Genomic DNA, 13,367 nt, shown 5'->3' on the forward strand with positions numbered 1-13,367 from the left:
CTCCTCATCAAATATAATTTATTTAATACATCATTATATATTATCAATTATAGGTCCTTCTTTTTTATATCCTTTTGATTTGATAAACCCAACAATGACACCTATGAAAATCCAAGAAAGACCTACAATTTTAGTATTTCTATCAAAGCCTGACCATACAAAAGCGCAAACGGCAAATCCTATAAATGGAAATAATAAATGAAACAAAAATCCCTTCACTCCACCTTCTTTTTTCTTGAAAAAGAAATATGCAATTACAGATAGATTTAAAATCATAAATGCTGTTACTGCACCAAAGTTAACAAACATTAAAATGGTCGTTAACTTTAATGTTAAAACAAGAGTAATGGATACAATCATTGATAGTATAATTGCATTTGCTGGAGTCATATATTTGGGGTGAATTTTTTTCAATACATTAGAGCCAGGAACAATGTTATCTCTACCCATAGCAAATAGGATACGGGCTACTGCTGATTGAATATTAAGGGTAACAGCAAGTCCAACTGCAACTACATTTATAAGGAGCATAGCCACATAAAAATACTGTCCTCCAATTTCCTTTGCAATATCAAACATTGCCATATCTGGATTTAAGTTTGCATAATTACTGTGAGCTAAACAAGCCAAATAAGTTTGAACTAAGAATATTAAAGCTGTTGTTACTAATGCTAAAACAGTTGCTTTTCCAACTACCTTTTCAGGCTGTTCTACTTCTTCAGCTAACGTACTTATTCCATCAAATCCAACAAATCCTAATAGAATCATAGAAGTTGCAGTTGCAGCAAATTTCAAATTAACATGTTCTGGTTGAAAAATTGGAAGTAATGAAAATCCTCCTATTCCCAATCCTTCGATAAATACAAACTTAATAGCAAAGCTTACAAATAAAATTAATGCTATAATCTGTAATATAAATAAAAATGTGTTTACTTTAGCGTTTAATTCTACTCCCCGAATGTTAATAAGACCAGTTATGATAATGAATATGATAGCTAAAACTTTTGGATCAAGACCTGGAAAAATGCCTGTTAACCATAAACCTGAGAATAAACACATAAGAGCAGGTGCAAGAATATAATCTGATAAAATAGTCCAACCTGCTATAAAACCAATATGTGGATTAAATCCTTTCCCTACATATGAGTAAACTGATCCTGCATATGGGAATTCCTTACTAAATCGAGCATAACTCAATGCAGTAAAAAGCATAAGCACTGCCCCAATTAGATACACCAAAGAGACCATTCCATAACTTGCTTGAGCAGCTGTACCGAACACTTGAAAAGGTGCAAGAGGTGACATCGTAATCATACCGAATATAATTAAATTTTTCATCGTAAGTGTTCTTTTTAATTCTTGTTGCATACAAATTCCTCCTATTCATCTTTAGTTAAATAAAGTGTATTACGTCTATTATAATATCGCTTGTTTAAAAAAGATAGTATTTTTTTATTCATTATGTATAAATATCGTATTTTTTTTAGAACTTTAACAAATTATGCAAATTATATAGCTCACTACTAAAAAGATACTTTTAAAAAATTCCTCCTATTTCCATATATGTACTTTCTTTAACTTCTTCTAAAAACCTTCATTTCATGTGTGAATAATTTTAACTATATTAAACATACTAAATCTGTATTTAATTGTTCTAAAGGAGGTTTTATTACGTCAATTTTAAAATATTTCCATAATCCTAAGAAATCCAAAATTAAAAAACAAAATCAGAAAACTGAAAAAAAGTTACCTCCTAAAATAAAACTTTCTTTAGATTTAGCTTCTAACATTGAAATAATAAAAAAGATGCTCGGTTTTTCCAGCGACATAACAGTAAGAAATTTTACTATTTCTCCAGATTGTGGAGTAAAAGCAGCAGTCATTTTTATTAAAGGCTTAGCTGAAAGAGAACTCATCAATGAACAAGTTATTGGAGCATTGATGTTAAATGACAGGTTTGGCAATGTAAAAAATACTAATGAATTTTTTCAAATGATAAAACAATATGGTTTACCTAATACCTACGTAAATGAAGAATCTGATATTAATAACATAGTAACTGAATTAATTGATGGCAATACAATTCTTTTGTTGGACAAAATAGACAAAGTTCTTATAGTAGGAAGCACAGGCTGGAAGGACAGGTCAATTTCTGAACCAAGTAGTGAAAATTCGGTAAGAGGACCAAAGGATTGTTTTACAGAAAACATTGAAAATAATAGTGCTCTAATAAGGCGCCATATCAAAAGTTCTGACTTAAGAATAGAATCATTTAAAATAGGTACAAAAACTAAAACAACAGTATTGATAGCATATCTTAAAGGAATAGCAAGGGAAGGCGTAATAAATGAAGTTAGAGAACGACTAGGACGAATTGAAATTGACGGCATACTTGAGAGTGGTTATATTGAAGAATTAATAGAAGATACCCCTTCATCTATGTTTCCCCAGATAGAACACAGTGAAAGACCTGATAAAATTTCTGCAGCAATCTTAGAAGGCAGGGTAGCCATTCTTGTAGATACAACTCCTTATGTGCTCATAGTTCCTACAATTTTCGTTCAGTTTATTCAGTCAGTAGATGATTACTACCAGCGTTTTCCTGTAGGATCTTTTGCAAGATTCATTCGAGTTATTGCTTATTTTATTTCAGTTCTTCTTCCTTCGCTGTACATTGCTTTAACAAGCTTTCACCAAGAAATGATACCTACTACACTGGCCTTGTCAATTGCAGCTTCCCGTGAAGGTGTACCTTTTCCCAGCATAGGAGAGGCCTTTATGATGGAAATTACTTTTGAAATTCTAATGGAAGCAGGCCTCCGCTTACCCAAACAAGCAGGTCAAGCCGTAAGTATAGTCGGTGGTCTTGTTATAGGTCAGGCTGCAGTTCAAGCAGGTATTGTTTCACAGGCTATGGTAATCGTGGTAGCCCTAACAGGTATAAGTTCCTTTGCCATTCCAGCTTTTAATGCATCATCTTCAGGCCGTTTACTTCGATTTCCACTAATGATAGTGGCTTCTGTACTCGGTTTACCTGGTATCCTGGCAGGAGTAAGTATAATTGTTATTCACTTAAACAGTCTGCGCTCTTTTGGTGTAAACTACATGGAACCTTTTATATCAGCAGATAAAAGCATAACTAAAGACACCATACTCAGAAATCCTTGGTGGAAAGTAAATCGACTTCCAGGTTATATTGCCCGTAAAAGTATTGTAAGAGAAGCCCCAAACATGAAACCAGGACCAAAAGCAAATTCTACAGAGAAAGATAATAATAGTTAATTCTGTTTTCAAAAAAGGAGAGATGCAGATGAGAAAGATAGCTTTGGGATTAATTCTTATACTTTCATTTCTACAAACTGGCTGTTGGGATGCTAGGGAAATCGATGAACTTGCCTTTGTATTAAGTATTGGTTTAGATAAAACAGATTATGGATTCAAAGTAACGGCACAAATTGCAAGTCCGGAAACTTATAGTAAAACACCATCAGGTTCTGGATTTACACAAAAGAGTAAACCCTTCTGGATAATTACAAGTACCGGCAAAACAATTTTTGAGGCAATACGTAATATGGCCTCAACATCTTCCCGTCGTATCTTTTGGTCTCATATTAAAATAATAGTTATAAGTGAACAACTAGCGCGGAGCAATACCCTTGAAATATTTGATTTTTTTACCCGGAATCCTGAGCTTCGTTTAAGAACCCTAGTTGCAGTTACCCCGGGAGACGCAGGAAAAGTTCTTGATGTTGTTCCTGTAACGGAGAAAGATCCAGCTGTATACCTGGAAAAAATAATTAGAAATAAAAACTTAACAGGTAAGTCTTATGACATAATGTTAAAGGATTTTATTGAAGACTATCTTGACCCATATGTAGGTCCAGTAACCTCAAGGATCATTATTGACAAATCAAAATCAGAACCCATTCTAAAAACAAGTGGTGCATATGTATTTGATGACAATAAAGTATCCACTGTACTTAGTGAAGAACGGACAAGAGGACTTTTGTGGATAAAAGATAAAATGAACGCATCAATAATGGTTGTAAATTGCCCCTATGATGGTATGCCTGTTACCCTTGAAATTAAAAAATCTAAGTCTTCCATCAAAAGTTATTTGGATGGTGAAGTTCCACATTTTTCAATTAATCTTAAAGTAAATGCTACCATCACCGAACAATCATGTCTTACCAACTTTAATGACATTGAAAAACTAAATAAATTGAAAAAATCACTTGAAAAATCCATTTGCAAAGACATCCAGTCTACAATACTAACAGCAAAAGATATACAAATAGATTTTCCTGGTTTAAGTTTTGCACTACACAGACAGCATAAAAAAGAGTGGAATCAAATATCTTCAAAATGGGATCAGCTTTTTAAAAATAGTAAGGTTGATATAGTTGCAAATGTAACTATTCATCATGTATCATTGGCAAAACCCCTAGAGCCAATAAAAATACAGAAATAATATATGAGATAAAGGAGTAAGAAGTGCTATGATGCAAAAAAAGGAAACCATTAGCAATAATCAGTTTAGAGATCTTCTAATTTGCATTATGTGGCCTACAACAATCAACTATGCAAGTGGCATTTTAGCTAGAGAAGTAGGCCGGGATATGTGGATAAGTGGTATTATAGGTGTACTTACTATAATACCTTTTGCTCTTCTCATTATTTATATCGGGCAAAGTTTTCCAGGCAAAACAATTGTACAATATGGTCAGGACCTGCTAGGTAGTATATTGGGAAAAGTTCTAGGGATAATACTTACACTGTACCTTTTTATCATGTCTTCTAGTTCAATATCAATGTACGTCCATCATCTTACTGACTTTCTACTGCCGCAAACACCTTTTTTAGTAGTAAATACAATGCATGTTTTGGTAGTATTCTATTTAGTATGGAAAGGTTCTGAGGTCATTGGAAGAACAGCTGTTATTGCTTTTGGAGCAGATATATTTTTTTATTTTCTTGTCTCCATGGCTTCTTTTGGTGAAATAGATATTAACAGAATTGCACCTTTTTTTGATTCAGGAGTTGCTAATGTATTTAAATCCACTTTAAAAACTGATACATTTATAGGTATATCCCAAATACTTATAGCAATGATTCTTCCCATGGTCCATGACCAAAAAAAAGCTTTTGGCTCAGCAACTTCTGGTTTGCTCATTGGAGGTTCTTTTTTTATCTTTTACTTTATTGTAGAATTAATGGTTATGGGCCCTCATGTAGTAGCCTTAATGCGTATTGCCAGTATGGACTTTGTAAGATCTATCCAAATAACCCAATACCTCCACCGTTTTGAATCCTTTATGGTTGCCCTGTGGTATTGGAGTATGATGACTCATGCAGCAATTCTAGCAAGCTGTTCTTTAACCGCCTTTATGCAAACTACTGGCATAAAAAAGAAAAATCCATTCATTATCATTGTTTTCAGCTTAATAATGATAATTGTTACCTTTTACCTAGGACATGACAGAGTGTTATTTTTAAATTTAAGAGAAAATGTATGGCAATATTTTTCACTTCCAATTGACTTCGGAGTACCTTTATTACTTTTCTTTGTTCTAGTCATAAAAAAAAGATTACATATAATAAAAAACAAATAAATGTAGTTGAAAGTTCAACTTTAATATGCTATTATTTATATAATATAGTTGAACTTTCAACTAGTATTTAAGGAGGTGAAAGGTTATGGAAAGCTTACATAGTCAAATATTAAGGGAAATAGGAGGTCTATCTCGCTGTATCCAGTCTATAAGTGACTTGAGATTTAAACAAATAAATCTACAAAAAGGTCAATTTACATTCTTAACAAGAATATGTGAAAATGCTGGAATTAATCAAGTTGATTTATCAACTCTCTTAAAGGTAGACAAAACTACAACAACAAAAGCCGTACAGAAACTTATCGAGGCTGGATATATAAATAAAAGAAAAGATGATATTGATAAAAGGATGTGGAGACTTTATCCAAAAGAAAAGGCATTAGATATATATCCATTTATCATTGAGGAAGAAAACAAACATATACAAATTTGTTTCCATAACTTCAGCAAGGAAGAAAAAGAACTTGCCTATAAATTAGTTAAAAAAATGAGAGAGAATATTGAAAATCATTGGAAAGAAATAAAAAATTCTTAGGAGTGATCAATTATGATAAGAAAAGCAATTATGGAAGATATAAAAGATATTATGGAAATTATAAGACAAACTATTGCAGAAATGCGTACTTACAACAATACTCAATGGGATGAAAATTACCCTCAAAAAAAAGATTTTATTGATGATATTGAAAATGAGAATTTATTTATAGTAGAAAGAAATGAAATATTAGTTGGCTTCCTGTGCATCAATAAAATAGAACCAGCTGAGTATAATGGATTAAATTGGTCATTAAATGAAGATTGTTTGGTTCTTCATAGAATGTCAGTTAGTCCTAATCATAGAAGATGTGGAATTGCCTCTGAATTAATGAAATTTACAGAAAGCCTTGCTCTAAAAAATAATATACAATATTTAAAAACAGATACTTATTCAGTAAATGCAAAAATGCAAGCTCTTTTTAAAAAGTGCGGTTATAATTTTGTTGGAGAAATTCACTTTAACGGAAAAGAAAAGCCATTCTACTGCTATGAAAAAATATTAAGCAAATAGAGTACATTTAATTAGAAATTGATATAAATGAACTTTTTACATATACTACATTTAGAAAAGACATTTAATTGGGAGGAACATATGAATAAAAAAGAGCTTTTTTTAAGTAATATAGAAAATGGACATAATGTAAAACTATCGCTAATGGTAATGAAAATAATATTTAAAGATACTTCTAAAATTGTATGTATATTAGCCGATAAAAGTGGAGAAATAAAAGCTAATATGCCAAATATAAATGAAAATATTACACAAGGAACAGTACTCGAGGTTGAAGGAATTAAAGATAATATTCTAGATATAAAGAACTATAAGTTAATTTCTGATTATAACGTTTCAGATTATCTTCCAACAGTAAAAAGACCTATCGAAGATATCATGGAGGAAATTGAGCTGTATACAAATAAATATATTATTTCTAAGGAAGCTAGGACTTTAAACGATTATTTCTTTAAAGATGAACTATTTCTAGATAAATTTAAAAGAGGAATAGGTGGTGTCTCCATGCATCATAATTATATAGGAGGCCTTGCGGAACACACCTTGAACGTTATGTATTTAACTGCTGTGCTTTGTGAAAGGTATCAATGCCGGAGAAAAGAAATGGCAATGTTAGCAGCAAAACTCCATGACATTGGAAAAGTTTATGAGTTGTATTATGATGGCCCTTTCAAATATACTCTTAGAGGAGAAATGGAAGGTCATATTGTTATTGGGGTAGAGTTACTAGATAAAGCTATTAGAGAAAATCCTACATTGTATTCAGAGGATTTTATAATGAGAATAAAAGGATGTATTGTTCAGCATCATGGAAAACTTGAATTTGGTTCTCCAAGAGAAATGAAAACAGAAGAATCATTTATAGTTAACTATGCTGATTCCATAGATGCTACTATGAATAAGATTTGTCAGATAAAAGATGAAACTGAGCCTGATAATTGGTCAGAATTTGATAGAAGAATTCAAACAAAATTATACTTATAAACAAAAGAAACGATATAAATTTCAAATATTATCCAATCTCTATCACCCAAAAGCCCTCTAAATAATTATATTATCTAGGGGGTAACATATTTTATTATATTATTTGCACTTACTGTACAAACATATAAAATCAGATTAATCTTTTTTATCTTTATTTTTCTCCTCTTTATTATCACTAGTTTTTTCTTCATCTTTATTAAGTAAATATCTGAAATCAGTTAAATCCTTATTTTTACCTCTGCCACCATTTTTGCGTCCCAAATAAACCACCTCCCAATTAGGTCCTAAAACCTTACCTATAGTATAACCTATAACTACAATTAATACTAATATTTATATCATGTTACTACAATTGTCTTCTAACCCTGTATTGCTCCTGAGGTAACTTAAGAATATATTTTGCTATATTGGTAAAGATACTTTAAGAAAATATTTTGTAATAGTACTGGGAAGAAGGGAATTCATATTTAATGAAATTTTCAAAAAAAATGAATGTAAGAAACGACAGAATAAATAAAACTAACCCTGCCATACATATAAGTAAAAATATAAATGAAAATATATCAAAACTAAAAAGTGATTTTGGACACAGTAGTGATATTGAAGTTAGTTGTTTCAATTTTAATAATAATAAAGATCTAATTTGTGCAAATATATATATTAAAAGTTTGGTAGATAAAAATATTATAAATAGTTTATCATTACAATTGTCTAAATTAAAACGCCAATGTTATGACACAGAACCTGATATAAATTTCGATATGCTAATGAATTATTTTTGTGGCATAAGAGACTCAAAAGAAGGATTTGATTATGAAACTCTTTATGATGATTTATTATCAGGTAATACTGTATTTTTAATTGATGGCTGCAATAAATTTTTTACAGTAGTTACAAAAAGCACTGAAGGCAGATCTATCGAACAGACTACTTCCCAAACTGTAATAAGAGGACCCAAAGATGGATTTACTGAAAAAATAGACTCCAATATTTTGCTTATTAGAAGAATAGTTAAAAGCAAAGATTTAAGAGTAGAAAATCTATCTATAGGCAGCATAACTAAAACAACAGTAGTCTTAATGTACATTAACAAAATAGCCAAAAATGAAATTGTTCAGGAAATAAGATCCCGACTTAATAAAATAGAAATTAATGCTGTACTAGATAGTGGATATATTGAAGAATTAATTAAGGATGACAAATATTCCATATTCCCTACTTTTTTAAATTCTGAAAAACCTGACTCCGTTGCTGCCGCTCTACTTGAAGGCAAAGTAGCAATTTTAGTTGATGGTACGCCTTATGTATTAACAGCACCTGCACTTATGGTTGAGTTTTTTCAATCAAGCGAGGACTATTATCATCACTACATTGTATCTTCTATGATACGTTTCTTTAGGTTTATTGCCTTTTTTCTTACACTTTTAACTCCAGCAACATATATAGCACTAACAACATTTCATCAAGAAATGATTCCTACACCATTACTTATTAGTATAGCAACACAGCGTGAAGAAGTTCCCCTTCCAGTTTTTCTAGAAGCACTGCTTATGGAGTTAACATTTGAAATATTAAGAGAAGCTGGTATAAGAATGCCTAGAGCTATAGGATCCGCCATTTCTATAGTAGGAGCCTTAGTACTTGGAGAGGCAGCAGTAAACGCTGGTCTTATATCGGCGGCTATAGTTGTTGTTGTTGCACTAACTGCCATATCAAGTTTTGCTATACCTAATTATGAAATGTCAAATGCTATAAGAACACTGAGGTTCTTATTAATGATTTTAGCAGGAACGCTTGGATTGTATGGTGTCTTTATGGGATTACTTATACTGATACTTCATTTGTGTAAAATAAAATCCATAACGGTTCCATATTTAGCACCTGTAGCACCCAAAGTACAGGGTGGAAACAGAGATACCTTTTTTAGATTTCCTCTATGGAAAATGAAATACAACCTTAAAGGCATTAGTACTGATGTGGCAAAAGTAAATGAGAGGAGTCCTGTAAATCCAAACCAAAATGAAAAGCAGGAATTAAGCTGATGTATATGAAGTTTAAAAAAATATTAATCTTTTTTATTATAATGCCGAGCATATTTTTGACTGGATGCTGGGACAGTCGTGAAATAAACACTCTTGCAATTACTTTATGTATTGGTATTGACAAAACTGAAAATGGATATTTAGTTTCAGAACAAGTTATAACTCCAAAAGTAGTAGCTTCTAATAAAGCAACAACTGAATCCCCCATTGTTGTATATACAGCTGAAGGAAAGGATCTAGATGCAGCAATTAGAAGTATTACCACAAAATCTTCAAGAAAAATATATAATGCACACTTAAGAATGGTTATATTTAATGAAAATGTTACAAAAGATGGTATAAAAGATATACTTGATTATTTTGCACGTGCTCCTGAATATCGTACCGATTTTTATTTTGCCATAACTAAAAATACAACTGCAAAAGAGGTGCTGAGTGTTTTAACGCCTATAGAATCACTACCCGGAGTTAATATGTATAAATCACTTACTATGTCTAATAAAGAATGGGCACCTACAAAATCCATTAGAATAATAGAACTTATAAACTCTATTATTCTAGATGGAAAAAATCCAGTACTTACAGGAATTGAACTTACTAGCGGTAAAGTTACTCCAAAGTCCATAAATGATTTAAAGCAAAGTAATGGAATTAAAAAAATAACATATACTGGCTTAGGTGCTTTTAAAAAAGATAAACTTGTAGGATGGTTAAATGAAGATGAAAGCAAAGGCTACAATTATATTACTGGAAATGTAAAACGCACAGTAGGATATTCATACTATACTGATAACATTAAAATTACAAGTGATGTTACAGATGCTAAATCAACTGTAACGTCTTCTTTAGTAAATGGCAAACCTGCTATTAATGTTCATATAAACGTAACCCAAAATATTGGGGCAGTTGGAGGAGATTTTGATGTTTCTAAGGAGGAAAGCAAAAATATAGTAAATAAAATGTCTGAGAAAAGAATTAAAACACTTTGTGAGAAGTCAGTTCATAAAGCACAAACTCAATTAAAAACTGATGTTTTTGGTTTTGGAGAAGTAGTACACAGAGAGTATCCTAAACTATGGAAAAAAATTAAAAATGGATGGGATACTGAATTTACGCATCTTCCTGTCAACATCACCGTAAATGTAAAAACACTTCAATTGGGTGAAGTTACAAAACCATTTTTTATTAAGGAGAAATAATAATATGCTTATAGTATCTATTTTATCAGTATTAATTTTTAGCACCATATTGTGTATTGTAGAAATACCAAAAATGCTAAAAGAAAACCTCCATAGAGAATTATGGACATTTTCTATATTACTTGGTCTTGGTACAGTACTTGCAATACTTAAAAGCCTTAATGTGGATATACCAAACCCTTCAGACTTTATAGCGTGGGTGTATTCCCCTCTTACAAATATTGTTAAAAATTTATTAGAATGAGGTACTTAACATTATGGATAAAATAAAAATTACAAATCATCAGTTGTTTGCATTAACAGCAAGTTTTGCATGCGGATCTGGGCCTCTTGTTATTTCTGCTTCGATAACGAGCTTAGCAGGGCAGGATGCATGGATTTCAATGTTGCTCACTGTAGTATTTGGTCCACTTGAGCTATGGTTAATTTGTTTCTTATGGAGTCATTATCCCGGTATGACATATGTTCAAATGATTAACAAAACATTTGGAAAATATATTGGTTCTATTATTACAGTTGGTTTTGCATTTTTTTGTTTATTAACTGATTCAGAAGTAATACATTATATAGGAGATTTTATGACTATACAAGAAATGCATCAAACGCCTGCTTATTTAATAAATACAATATTCTTTATAGTAATAGCAATAGCATTATTATATGGCTTAGAAGTAATAGCTCGTTCGTATGAGATACTCACATGTTTTGCTTCACTTTTATTTATTTTATCAATGATACTCGTTTTGCCAAATGCAAGAATAGAGAATCTACAGCCTGTATTTGAAAAAGGTATTATTCCTATTTTAGAAGGTTCAATACTTTTAAACAGTTTTTTTACATTCCCTGTTATTATTTTACTTATGATATTTCCAACTAATGCTGATAATACAACAAAAGCTAGGAAATCCTTTATTAAGGGCTATTTATGGGGCGGATTTTTGATATTTATTTCTATCCTTGTTTCAATATTAGTACTTGGAAGTACAATAACTGCAGATTCACAGTATCCAGTTTATATACTTGCCAAAGAAATAAATGTTGGAGTTATTTTTACAAGACTCGAATTTATAGTTGCAGCGGTATGGATTATTACACTGCTATCAAGAGCAATAATATATTTTTATGCAGGAATTATAAGTATTGCACAACTTTTAAAACTAAAAGACCATAAGAAGATTATTTTGCCTTTAGGACTTATTATAGTTGTAATGTCAGGAATTGTATACACAGATGACATTTATAAATCAACTTGGGATACTTTTGTTTGGCCACCTTTTGTAGCAACATTTGGATTAATTTTGCCAATAGTAATGGTGACTGGTTTTTATATAAAAAAGTATGCATTAGCTTTGGAGAGGCAGGACAACTAATATGGATAAAATAAAAATTACAAATCATCAACTGTTTTCATTAGCCACCAGTATTGCATTTGGAGGTTCTGTTCTTATTGTTCCTGCTTTAGTAGCAAGCATAGCAAAACAAGATGCATGGATTACATCATTACTTACTCCTGCATTTGGTATACCGATAATATGGATTTATTGTTTTCTGGGTAGTCAGTATCCTGACATGACATTAGTTGGAATAATAAAAAAAATATTTGGAAAATGGATTGGCTTAATTGTTGCAGGTAGTGTTGTATTCTTCTATTTAACAATTGCTTATCATCTGCCATGGTATATTGATAACTTTATAACTACTCAAGTTATGCCTCAAACACCAGCATATATTATAAGTTCATTATTTGTGATAGCAGTTGTGATAGCTTTATTATATGGACTAGAAACATTTGCACGTGCTTCTGAGATAATCATATATTTTACTTCAATTTTATTTTTTTTAGCAATGATTCTTGTTTTACCAAATGCAAAAATAGAAAATATTCAGCCTGTATTTGAAAATGGTATTATTCCAATCCTAAAGAGTTCAGTATTTTTATCATGTTTTTTAACATTTCCTTTAATCACTCTAATGATGATATATCCTATTAACCTTAATAATATATCAGACGGTAAGAAGTCACTTTTCAAAGGTTATTTGTGGGGTGCATTTATGATTTTTATCACAAATTTTATGTCTATACTGGTACTTGGAAGTGGAATAACTGCCAAAGAACAGTATCCTACATATTTACTTGCCAAAGAAATAAATGTTGGCATTGTATTCACAAGACTGGAATTTATAATTGCTGCTGTGTGGATTGTTACACTATTTATAATAGGTGTATCCTTTTTTTATGCAGGCATCGTAGGACTTACGGAGCTGCTTAAATTGCAAGACTATAAAAAGATAGTTATGCCGCTGGGACTTATTGTATTAGTAATGTCAGAGGTTGTTTTTCCAGATACTATATATCAAGCAAATTGGGTTAATTTTATATGGACACCTTTTAGTATTACATATGGATTAATAGTACCTACTCTATTATTATTTGTATTTTTCATAAAGAAATGGATATCCAAAGAATAATACTAAATAACAC

13 protein-coding genes are annotated in these 13,367 nt (G+C 31.1%); 11 read left to right on the forward strand and 2 right to left on the reverse strand.

Features of this window, described 5'->3' with window-relative positions; all coding sequences use genetic code 11:
• Positions 1 to 33 precede the first annotated feature (33 nt).
• Positions 34 to 1,368, reverse strand: coding sequence for an APC family permease (locus CLJU_RS19180; RefSeq protein ID WP_013240494.1), 1,335 nt, complete (start codon positions 1,366 to 1,368; stop codon positions 34 to 36).
• Between the two features lie 237 nt (positions 1,369 to 1,605).
• Here CLJU_RS19180 and CLJU_RS19185 point away from each other — a divergent pair, with 237 nt between their 5' ends.
• The 6 genes from CLJU_RS19185 to CLJU_RS19210 all read left to right on the forward strand — a co-directional run bounded on the left by CLJU_RS19185 (position 1,606) and on the right by CLJU_RS19210 (position 7,644).
• The gene (locus CLJU_RS19185) at positions 1,606 to 3,282 is read left to right on the forward strand and encodes a spore germination protein (RefSeq protein ID WP_023162446.1); all 1,677 of its coding nucleotides are present in this window, start codon (positions 1,606 to 1,608) and stop codon (positions 3,280 to 3,282) included.
• A 28-nt stretch (positions 3,283 to 3,310) separates the two neighbouring features.
• The gene (locus CLJU_RS19190) at positions 3,311 to 4,471 is read left to right on the forward strand and encodes a Ger(x)C family spore germination protein (RefSeq protein ID WP_013240496.1); all 1,161 of its coding nucleotides are present in this window, start codon (positions 3,311 to 3,313) and stop codon (positions 4,469 to 4,471) included.
• Between the two features lie 28 nt (positions 4,472 to 4,499).
• Complete coding sequence (locus CLJU_RS19195) at positions 4,500 to 5,612, forward strand: GerAB/ArcD/ProY family transporter (protein ID WP_013240497.1); 1,113 nt, start codon at positions 4,500 to 4,502, stop codon at positions 5,610 to 5,612.
• Positions 5,613 to 5,697: 85 nt separating this feature from the next.
• Positions 5,698 to 6,147 carry a MarR family winged helix-turn-helix transcriptional regulator gene (locus tag CLJU_RS19200; RefSeq protein ID WP_013240498.1) on the forward strand — a complete coding sequence of 150 codons (450 nt, stop codon included), beginning with the start codon at positions 5,698 to 5,700 and terminating at the stop codon, positions 6,145 to 6,147.
• Positions 6,148 to 6,159: 12 nt separating this feature from the next.
• On the forward strand, positions 6,160 to 6,660 hold the full coding sequence (locus CLJU_RS19205) for a GNAT family N-acetyltransferase (protein WP_013240499.1): 501 nt from the start codon (positions 6,160 to 6,162) through the stop codon (positions 6,658 to 6,660).
• Between the two features lie 81 nt (positions 6,661 to 6,741).
• Positions 6,742 to 7,644, forward strand: a complete 903-nt coding sequence (locus tag CLJU_RS19210) for a 3'-5' exoribonuclease YhaM family protein (RefSeq protein WP_013240500.1) — start codon at positions 6,742 to 6,744, stop codon at positions 7,642 to 7,644.
• A gap of 135 nt (positions 7,645 to 7,779) precedes the next feature.
• On the opposite strand, the gene CLJU_RS23240 is transcribed toward CLJU_RS19210, so the two are convergent.
• On the reverse strand, positions 7,780 to 7,905 hold the full coding sequence (locus tag CLJU_RS23240; RefSeq protein ID WP_278244744.1) for a hypothetical protein: 126 nt from the start codon (positions 7,903 to 7,905) through the stop codon (positions 7,780 to 7,782).
• Positions 7,906 to 8,114: 209 nt separating this feature from the next.
• On the opposite strand from CLJU_RS23240, the gene CLJU_RS19215 reads away from it, so the two are divergent.
• From CLJU_RS19215 to CLJU_RS19235, 5 genes are read left to right on the forward strand one after another with little or no spacing between them, the layout of a single operon-like run.
• Positions 8,115 to 9,686 carry a spore germination protein gene (locus CLJU_RS19215; RefSeq protein ID WP_013240501.1) on the forward strand — a complete coding sequence of 524 codons (1,572 nt, stop codon included), beginning with the start codon at positions 8,115 to 8,117 and terminating at the stop codon, positions 9,684 to 9,686.
• The gene (locus tag CLJU_RS19220) at positions 9,686 to 10,885 is read left to right on the forward strand and encodes a Ger(x)C family spore germination protein (RefSeq protein ID WP_013240502.1); all 1,200 of its coding nucleotides are present in this window, start codon (positions 9,686 to 9,688) and stop codon (positions 10,883 to 10,885) included. The genes CLJU_RS19215 and CLJU_RS19220 overlap by 1 nt, the downstream gene beginning before the upstream one ends.
• 4 nt (positions 10,886 to 10,889) lie before the next feature.
• Positions 10,890 to 11,129, forward strand: coding sequence for a hypothetical protein (locus tag CLJU_RS19225; protein WP_013240503.1), 240 nt, complete (start codon positions 10,890 to 10,892; stop codon positions 11,127 to 11,129).
• A gap of 13 nt (positions 11,130 to 11,142) precedes the next feature.
• On the forward strand, positions 11,143 to 12,255 hold the full coding sequence (locus CLJU_RS19230) for a GerAB/ArcD/ProY family transporter (RefSeq protein WP_013240504.1): 1,113 nt from the start codon (positions 11,143 to 11,145) through the stop codon (positions 12,253 to 12,255).
• Position 12,256: 1 nt separating this feature from the next.
• On the forward strand, positions 12,257 to 13,354 hold the full coding sequence (locus CLJU_RS19235; RefSeq protein WP_013240505.1) for a GerAB/ArcD/ProY family transporter: 1,098 nt from the start codon (positions 12,257 to 12,259) through the stop codon (positions 13,352 to 13,354).
• Positions 13,355 to 13,367 lie beyond the last annotated feature (13 nt).

This window comes from Clostridium ljungdahlii DSM 13528 (assembly GCF_000143685.1).
In the GTDB taxonomy this organism is placed as follows: Bacteria; Bacillota; Clostridia; order Clostridiales; family Clostridiaceae; genus Clostridium_B; species Clostridium_B ljungdahlii.

Coding starts and splice junctions, on each gene's coding strand:
- CLJU_RS19180 (WP_013240494.1), bottom strand. CDS start 1,368: ATGCAACAAGAATTAAAAAGAACACTTACGATGAAAAATTTAATTATA.
- CLJU_RS19190 (WP_013240496.1), top strand. CDS start 3,311: ATGAGAAAGATAGCTTTGGGATTAATTCTTATACTTTCATTTCTACAA.
- CLJU_RS19195 (WP_013240497.1), top strand. CDS start 4,500: ATGATGCAAAAAAAGGAAACCATTAGCAATAATCAGTTTAGAGATCTT.
- CLJU_RS19200 (WP_013240498.1), top strand. CDS start 5,698: ATGGAAAGCTTACATAGTCAAATATTAAGGGAAATAGGAGGTCTATCT.
- CLJU_RS19205 (WP_013240499.1), top strand. CDS start 6,160: ATGATAAGAAAAGCAATTATGGAAGATATAAAAGATATTATGGAAATT.
- CLJU_RS19210 (WP_013240500.1), top strand. CDS start 6,742: ATGAATAAAAAAGAGCTTTTTTTAAGTAATATAGAAAATGGACATAAT.
- CLJU_RS19215 (WP_013240501.1), top strand. CDS start 8,115: ATGAAATTTTCAAAAAAAATGAATGTAAGAAACGACAGAATAAATAAA.
- CLJU_RS19220 (WP_013240502.1), top strand. CDS start 9,686: ATGTATATGAAGTTTAAAAAAATATTAATCTTTTTTATTATAATGCCG.
- CLJU_RS19225 (WP_013240503.1), top strand. CDS start 10,890: ATGCTTATAGTATCTATTTTATCAGTATTAATTTTTAGCACCATATTG.
- CLJU_RS19230 (WP_013240504.1), top strand. CDS start 11,143: ATGGATAAAATAAAAATTACAAATCATCAGTTGTTTGCATTAACAGCA.
- CLJU_RS19235 (WP_013240505.1), top strand. CDS start 12,257: ATGGATAAAATAAAAATTACAAATCATCAACTGTTTTCATTAGCCACC.